This window comes from Pseudomonas sp. NFX15 (assembly GCF_049132105.1).
Classification (GTDB): domain Bacteria; phylum Pseudomonadota; class Gammaproteobacteria; order Pseudomonadales; family Pseudomonadaceae; genus Aquipseudomonas.
The window spans coordinates 43,928-51,634 of the sequence record NZ_JAFMPV010000036.1 but is presented as its reverse complement, the minus strand read 5'-3'; the positions used below and the strand labels follow the sequence as shown (position 1 = coordinate 51,634).

Sequence of the window (7,707 nt, the reverse complement as noted above, 5' to 3'; positions counted from 1 at the left end):
AGGCATTCTTGAGATCGCCTTCGCCGGCAAGCCGGCTCCTGCGGTTTTTTCGTGTCCGTTGAACCCATCTATCGAGCCTGCCACTCCAGCGCCAGGCCTGCATGGATGCCCACGCAAACAAACTTTCTGTATCGATTGAAACGGACAAATTCTGTATCTATCCAGCCCTCATTCAACTAACTACGATCACTTCAAATGCACGCTAATCCCGGCAAGTCAGTGAATGGAGTGTTCTATGGATAACAGGAAGCTAAAGCTGTATCTCGGCGCGGATTATGTCAGCGCTTTTGCAATGTCGGCATTTGTTGCGCTCAAGGAAAAGCAACTTTCATTTGAACTTGTTACGGTCGATTTAAAGTGGCGGGAAAACTATCTGGCGACTTATCGCGATCTTTCGTTGACCTGCAAGATTCCGACGCTGGTTCATGAAGGTTTTGCCCTGTCGGAGTCGTCGGCGATCGCCGAATACCTCGATGAACTCACCCCGGGCCATAACAAACTCTATCCCCAGAACCTCCAGCAACGCGCTCGCGCCCGGCAACTGCAAGCCTGGTTGCGCAGTGACTTGCTGGTGGTGCGCAAGGAGCGGCCATTCGACCTGGTGTACTTCGGCAAAAAACACACCGTGCTGTCCGATGAGGCCCAGGCCGCGGTCGGGCGCCTGTACTTCGTCGCCGAGCATTTGCTGGAGGAGGGCGCCGAACACCTGTTCGGTGACTGGAGCATTGCCGACACCGACCTGGCAATCATGCTCAATCGCTTGCTGGCCAATGGTGACCCGGTGCCTGCCAGGCTTGCCGCGTACGTGCGTCGCCAGTGGGATCGCGACAGTGTCCGGGCATGGATGGACATCGAGCGCCAAGCGCCGGCCATCGCGTAACAACACTCAGGGCAATCACCAGGAGCGCGGCCATGCAAGGACTGTCGGAGCACGAACGCTACAAACCCTATAACGCTCGCACCATCCGCGATACGCCGTACTGGCACAAGCTGACCCCGGCATTGCAGGAGGCCATGACCGTGGTGGCCCGGGTCATGCCGTTTCGCACCAACGATTATGTGTTGGGCACGCTGATCGACTGGGACAACATCCCGGACGACCCGATTTTCCGCATGACCTTCCCGCACAAGGACATGCTGCTGCCCGAGGAATATGCCTCGCTCAAGCAACTGATCGCGCAAGATGACAGCGTCGCGATCAAGCGCCGGATCGAGGCGATCTGGCTGCGCATGAACCCGCATCCGGCCGGACAACTGACCCACAACGTCGCCACCCTCAACGGCAAAGTCCTGCCGGGCATCCAGCACAAGTACCGCGAGACCGTGCTGTTTTTTCCCGGTGCCGGGCAGACTTGTCATGCGTACTGCACCTTCTGTTTCCGTTGGGCGCAGTTCATCGGCGAGGAAGAACTCAAGTTCAACGCCCGCGAGTCCCAGGAACTGGTCAGCTACCTGCGGGTGCACAGCGAAGTGACCGATGTGCTGATTACCGGTGGCGATCCGATGATCATGAACACCCGTTCGCTGGCCGGTTACATCGAGCCGCTGCTGGCATTGCCGCACCTCAAGAGCATCCGTATCGGCACCAAGTCCGTGGCGTACTGGCCGCAGCGTTTTGTCTGCGACAAGGATGCACCCGAGTTGCTGGAACTGTTCCGGCGCATCGTCGCGGCGGGCAAGAACCTGTCGATCATGGGCCATTACAACCACCCGGTGGAGATCCGCCAGGCCATCGCCCGCCAAGCCGTCGAGTGCATCCGTTCGACGGGCGCAACGCTGCGCATGCAGGCGCCGGTGATCCGTCATATCAACGAAAACCCCGCCGATTGGGCCGCGCTGTGGACAGAAGGTGTACGGCTTGGAGCCGTGCCGTATTACATGTTTGTCGAGCGTGACACCGGTCCCAGCCATTACTTCGCGATGCCGCTGGCGCGGGCCTTCGAGATCTTCCAGGCGGCGTACCGCACGGTGTCGGGGTTGGCGCGCACGGTGCGCGGGCCGTCCATGAGCACCTTCTACGGCAAGGTGTTGATCAACGGCATCGAGACCGTCGCCGGGGAAAAGGTCTTCGTCTTGCAGTTTTTGCAGGCGCGCAATCCGCAATGGGTGTTGCGCACGTTCTACGCGCGCTTCGACCCACAGGTGACCTGGTTCGACGACCTGCAACCGGCCTTCGGCGAGCGTGGATTTTTCTTTCAGAACGAGCCCGCAGCAGTGCCGGAATTGATACCGGTCCTGCTGGAAACGGCGTAGGGCAATGGCGAGGAGTCAAGAATATGAGCGGTATTGCGTTTGATCAGCGCGAAGGGGTCATCTGGCTCGACGGCGAGTTCGTCGAGTGGTCCCAGGCGCAGTTGCATGTATTGACCCATGGCCTGCATTACGCGAGCACCGTGTATGAAGGCGAGCGAGTCTATAACGGCAGGGTCTTCAAATTGCGCGAACACAGCGAGCGCTTGTATCGCTCGGCGCAGTTGATGGATTTCGTCATCCCTTATGAACTGGCAGAGCTGGAATCGGCCAGCCTGGAACTGTTGCAACGCAACCAGGTGGTCGACGGTTACCTGCGTCCGGTGGCGTGGCGCGGCAGCGAGATGATTTCAACCTCGGCGCGTTTCAACCGTGTGCACGTAGCCATTGCGTGCTGGCAGTGGCCGAGCTATTTCGACCCGGCGGCGCGCATGGCCGGCATTCGTTTGAAAACCGCGACCTGGCGCCGTCCGCCGCCGAGCAGCAGCCCCTTCGAAGCCAAGGCCTCCGGGCATTATCAGATCGCCACGCTGAGCAAGCACGATGCCGAGAACACCGGTTACCACGATGCGCTAATGCTCGACTGGCGCGGCCATGTCGCCGAAGCCACCAGTGCTAATGTGTTCTTTGTCAAAGGCCGGACGCTGCACACACCGCTGCCGGATTGCTTCCTCAACGGCATCACGCGGCAAACGGTGATCGAGCTGGCCAGAACCCTGGATTACCAAGTCGTCGAACGCACGATGTTGCCTACAGAGCTTGGCGACTTCGAGGAATGTTTTCTCACCGGCACCGCCGCCGAAATTACCCCGGTGCAGAGCATCGACGCACACCACTACCAACCCGGCGACGCCTGCCGCGACTTCATTGCCGCGTACACCTCAACCGTCAACGCCGGATAACCTGTCAGGAATCTCGCCATGTCAGATCAAGGAATCGTTGCGTCTCACGCGTTTGTCTCACTGGGCCATCGTCATGAAGAACTGTCCACCCTGGGCTGGACGGTGCTGACGCCGGAGGAATTTGCCGATGATGTTGTAGGCACCTTGCAGGCATTCGGTCCGGTCATTCCACAGTTCAATGGCCAGATGGCCTTTGCGATTACCCGCAAGCCGGGTTACGAAGACTTGCCGTATTCACAGAGCATGAACGGCATCGGCCCACACACCGAAGCGCCGGTGTACGGGCCGCCACCGCGCTACCTGGCATTGCACTGCCACACGCAGGCCACGTGCGGGGGCGGGCACACCGGGTTGGTGGATGGCTACCAATTTCTCAAGTGCCTGGAACGCGATGAACCAGAACTGCATGAGTGGCTGGAGGATACGCCGGTAGAATTTGTCGCCACCGCCAAGCCCGGCGAACCGGGACAGCGGCGGGTCAGGGAATACATCCTGACGCCTACAGAGGACGGGGATATTTTCCGCTTCAGCTACAACCAGTTTCACTATGGCGATGTGAACCCGTCCAAAGAAGCCCTGCAGCAATCTCGGGTCGCCAACAGCACATCGCCGCTGGCCAGGTTTGCCGCATTGGGGGAAGCGTATTTCGTCGAGCACAACGTTGCGGTGCTGATTCCCGACGGATGCCTGCTGATTTGGGACAACTGGCGAATGATCCACGCCCGCAGTCGTTACACTGACCCGGCGCGCCACCTGACCCGCTATTGGCTGGCCTGATTTTTCCGTCGCTTCTCATTCTTTTGGCGTACCCCATGGCGGGTACGCGTCCTACAGGTATCGCGTCATGCAAACAGCAATCGAGATCGCCCAGGTCGATCACCAACTGATCGTGCGGCTCAATCAGGGCTGGACCAAGCGTGCCTCCGTTTGTACCCCGCAAAAGGCCCAGGTCAACGAAGTGTTCGACCCGGCGCGCCCGGATTACCCCGAGTGCATGGTGCCGTTCTTCCAGCATCCGAAGTTCCAGGCCTTGAGTGATGAGCTCAAAAGCAACGTGGTGACCTGGGGCTGGATCGGCTACAACCTGCGCACCATCACCGCCGAGGAACATGTGGTCAACCCGGCGCTGAGCGTCATCGCCCATCAGTACCTGGGCAAGGATGACTGGCATTTTCGCGAGGCCATGCAACAGACCCTGATCGACGAGCATTACCACACGCTGATGCACCTGCGGGCTATCGAGCGGACTAAACTGGAGCGGGCGCTGGATCAAGACCTGGACTTGCCACCTTCCGTCACTTACCTGCGTCTCAAGGCCCATTGCGAAGCATTGCCCGAGCAATGGCAGCGCGATCTGGCGGCGATCACCTTTGCGGTGGTGGCCGAAATCAGCGTCAACGCCTATCTGGATTTGCTGGCAGACGACCAGACCATCCAGCCGCAAAACCGCCGCGTGGCCGAGATGCACAACCGCGACGAATATGCCCACAGCAAAGTGCTGGCCGAAGTGGCCAAGGTCATGTACGCCAACATGCAGCCTGTGCAACGGGAATTTTTCGCACGCAATCTGTCGGTGGCGCTGAGTGCTTTTATCGCCCAGGACTACTCGATGTGGGAGGCGATTCTGACGCAACTCGGGGTCGAGGACGCGGTGCTGATTATCGCCGACACGCGCGAGAGCAACAGGAACGCGACCATCATGCGCGACTACAGCGGGCTGCATAAGCTGGCGCAGGACCTGGGCATCAGTGACCAGATCGATTTTGATTTCCGTGCGACCCTCAAATCCACGGCGGCTGCCTGAGCCCGGAGGTGCGTATGTCGATTCCCGTGTACGAAGTGTTCGCTATCCGTGTCGGTGCAAACGCCCAACGCACCGCCAAAGAAAACTTTCTCTACGACGCCTGTTGCGGTGATCCGAATGCGCCGATGCCGCTGGACTACTACTTCTGGGTCATCCGCAACGCGCAGCAGTTGATCGTAGTCGACACCTGTTTTCAACCGGCCACGGCAGAGCGTCGCAATCGGCAGATGTACCGCTTGCCGGAGGAATCCCTGCGGCAACTGGACATCGATCCGGCGCAGGTCGAGCACCTGATCCTGACCCATTTGCATTGGGATCATGCCGGTAACCTCGGGCTGTTTCCGAAGGCGACCGTGTATTTGCAGGAGGCGGAGTTGCGATTCTGCACCGGGCCGAAAATGGCCCATCGCACGGTGAACAAAACCTACGAGGTCGAGGACGTGATGTCGGCGTTGCCGCCGCTGTTCGAAGGGCGGATGCGCCTGCACAACGGCGTCGCCGAGGTGGCCGCCGGCGTGACGCTGCACCCGGTGGGCGGACATACGCCGGGTAGCCAGGTGGTGCGGGTCAATACCGAGCGTGGCTGGGTGGTGCTGGCCTCGGATGCGGCGCACCTATGGGTGAACATTCGTGAGCGCAGCCCGTTTCCGATCCTCGATGACCTGGCGCAGACCCTCGAAGCCTTCAGCGAAATTGACCGCCTGGCCGACAGCCAGGACCATGTCATCCCTGGCCATGACCCGCTGATCGCCAAGCTTTTCCCGCACTGGAATGACGACCCGCACATCATTTGCCTGCACCTGCACCCGGTCTGAAACCCCGCTGCCGCCTTCGCTGGCAAGCCAGCTCCTACAAAGCTTGCGGTGGGCACCGATCAACTGTGGGAGCCGGCTTGCCAGCGAAGACGGCGGCACATCCAGCATTGATATTGGCTGCGAGGAAGCTTTCGCTGGCACGCCAGCGCCTACAAGGGTTTCAGTGCTGGCTCTTGAGGATGCGCCCCAAGGTCTGTAGCGCCTCATCGATCCGTGGCGAAAATGGCGCGCCACAACCCATGCGCACAAAGTGATCGAAACGCTGGGTGTTGGAAAAGATATCCCCAGGGGAAATCTGGATGCCGACCTTCAGCGCTTCGTGAAAAAACGCCATCGATGAATGCCGTCGGGGCAATTCCACCCAGAGCAGTGTGCCGCCTTGCGGGTGGGTGACGCTGGTGCCGAGGGGGAAATAACGACTGATCGCCGTGCTCATCTGTTCGCGTTGCACGGTCAGGGTTTTCCTCAAGCGCCGCAGGTAACGTTCGTAGGACGCTGTGCGCATGAACTCGCTGGCGGCCATTTGCGATAACGCCTCGCACCCGCGTGATTGCGTGTGCTTGAGCATTTCCACGCGGTCGTGCCATTGGCCGGCGCTGATCCAGCCCAGGCGCATGCCCGGGGCCAGGGTTTTGTTCAGCGAGGCGCAATAGATCACGTTGTCGGTGCAGTCCCAGTGTTTGAGCGTGGACAGCGGTTGCTCGGTGTCCATCAGGTCACCGTAGGTGTCGTCTTCGATCAGCACGGTGTTGTGCTCGGCGCAGAGTTTCACCAATCGCGCCTTGTTGGCCTCGGGCATGATGCTGCCCAGCGGGTTTTGCAGGTTGGGAATCACGATCAACGCCTTGATCTGCTCACTCCCTTGCAGCAGCAATTGCAAGGCCGGCAGGTTGATCCCGGTGTGCGCCGAGGCCGGGACTTCCAGCACCCGCAGGTTCAGGCTCTCGAGAATTTGCAGCAGGCCGTAGAAGGTCGGCGACTCCACGGCCACGGTGTCGCCGGGGCGGGTGACCGCGCGCAAGGCCAGGTTGATCGCTTCGGTGGCACCGTTGGTGATCACGATCCGCTCGGGGGCCAGATGAGTCTTGCTGGCCAGTGCCCGCCGGGCCAGCAAGTTGCGCAATGTGCTGTTGCCGGCGGTCGTGCCCGCGGCACCGAGCAGACGGGCGTCGTTGCGCAGCGCCTTGATCATGCTGTCTTGCAAGGTCTTTAGCGGATACAACTCGGGCGCGCAGTAGGCGCTGGCCAAGTTGACCTTGACCGTCGCACGCTGGCTGGCCTTGAGTACCGCAGACACCTGTTGATGAATGCCGATGTACACGCTGCTATCCAACGCGGGCACCAAGGCAATCGCTTGGGGCTTGGGCAAACTGTCGGGCTGGCGGATGTAGTTGCCGGAACGCGGCCGGGCCTCCAGCACGCCGCAGTCTTCCAGTTCGCGGCACACCTGCACGGCGGTCGACAGGCTGACGGCGTGTTTTTCCATCATCAAGCGGATCGAGGGAAAGCGTTCACCGGTTTTCAGGGTGCCGCTGCGGATCGCGTCCAGGTAATGGTTGGCGAGTTGGCGATACAAGGGGGTCGTGTTCATGATGACCTCGGCACTTGCACCACTGAGGTCTGGGCTGGAAAGTGAGTTGACGCTCCCCGCAGGCGGACCCGTGGTGCTCATGGGTGAAGGGAAGGGGTGTTCTGCGTCGATACTGGAAGAGTAATCGCGGTTTTGCCCGAATCACGGGCAATAAAAAGCCCCGCTCGGATGGCGGGGCTCTTGGGAGGGGCTGTGAGTCATCTGTGGCGAGGGGGCTTGCCCCCGTTCGGCGGCGAAGCCGTCGTAAAATCAGCGACCGTGGTTTTTCTGAAAGAGCTCAAGTGACTTGATTAGGGTGGCTGCGCCACCCAACGGGGGCAAGCCCCCTCGCCACAGAACAGCTTG

General features: G+C 60.3%; 7 protein-coding genes. 6 read left to right on the top strand and 1 reads right to left on the bottom strand.

The genetic code is table 11. From position 1 onward, the window contains the following. Positions 1–235 precede the first annotated feature (235 nt). The 6 genes from yfcF to J1D76_RS25390 all read left to right on the top strand — a co-directional run bounded on the left by yfcF (position 236) and on the right by J1D76_RS25390 (position 5,771). Positions 236–880, top strand: a complete 645-nt coding sequence (yfcF, locus tag J1D76_RS25415) for a glutathione transferase (RefSeq protein WP_421141129.1) — start codon at positions 236–238, stop codon at positions 878–880. 32 nt (positions 881–912) lie between these two features. Then, positions 913–2,253: a KamA family radical SAM protein gene (locus J1D76_RS25410; RefSeq protein ID WP_421141128.1), complete on the top strand. Its 1,341-nt coding sequence runs from the start codon at positions 913–915 to the stop codon at positions 2,251–2,253. A gap of 23 nt (positions 2,254–2,276) precedes the next feature. Then, entirely contained in the window at positions 2,277–3,152 is an 876-nt protein-coding gene (locus tag J1D76_RS25405; protein ID WP_421141127.1) for a branched-chain amino acid aminotransferase, read from the top strand. Positions 3,153–3,170: 18 nt separating this feature from the next. Further along, positions 3,171–3,929 (top strand): TauD/TfdA family dioxygenase, encoded by a 759-nt coding sequence (locus J1D76_RS25400; RefSeq protein WP_421141126.1) that lies wholly within the window; start codon positions 3,171–3,173, stop codon positions 3,927–3,929. Between the two features lie 67 nt (positions 3,930–3,996). Continuing rightward, positions 3,997–4,956 carry a diiron oxygenase gene (locus J1D76_RS25395; protein ID WP_421141125.1) on the top strand — a complete coding sequence of 320 codons (960 nt, stop codon included), beginning with the start codon at positions 3,997–3,999 and terminating at the stop codon, positions 4,954–4,956. A gap of 14 nt (positions 4,957–4,970) precedes the next feature. After that, on the top strand, positions 4,971–5,771 hold the full coding sequence (locus tag J1D76_RS25390) for an N-acyl homoserine lactonase family protein (RefSeq protein WP_421141124.1): 801 nt from the start codon (positions 4,971–4,973) through the stop codon (positions 5,769–5,771). Between the two features lie 160 nt (positions 5,772–5,931). Here the strand turns inward: J1D76_RS25390 and J1D76_RS25385 are convergent, their stop codons facing one another. Beyond that, a complete protein-coding gene (locus J1D76_RS25385; RefSeq protein WP_421141123.1) occupies positions 5,932–7,362 on the bottom strand; it encodes a PLP-dependent aminotransferase family protein in 1,431 nt (476 codons plus the stop codon). Between the last annotated feature and the right edge of the window lie 345 nt (positions 7,363–7,707).

Coding starts and splice junctions, on each gene's coding strand:
- yfcF (WP_421141129.1), top strand. CDS start 236: ATGGATAACAGGAAGCTAAAGCTGTATCTCGGCGCGGATTATGTCAGC.
- J1D76_RS25410 (WP_421141128.1), top strand. CDS start 913: ATGCAAGGACTGTCGGAGCACGAACGCTACAAACCCTATAACGCTCGC.
- J1D76_RS25405 (WP_421141127.1), top strand. CDS start 2,277: ATGAGCGGTATTGCGTTTGATCAGCGCGAAGGGGTCATCTGGCTCGAC.
- J1D76_RS25400 (WP_421141126.1), top strand. CDS start 3,171: ATGTCAGATCAAGGAATCGTTGCGTCTCACGCGTTTGTCTCACTGGGC.
- J1D76_RS25395 (WP_421141125.1), top strand. CDS start 3,997: ATGCAAACAGCAATCGAGATCGCCCAGGTCGATCACCAACTGATCGTG.
- J1D76_RS25390 (WP_421141124.1), top strand. CDS start 4,971: ATGTCGATTCCCGTGTACGAAGTGTTCGCTATCCGTGTCGGTGCAAAC.
- J1D76_RS25385 (WP_421141123.1), bottom strand. CDS start 7,362: ATGAACACGACCCCCTTGTATCGCCAACTCGCCAACCATTACCTGGAC.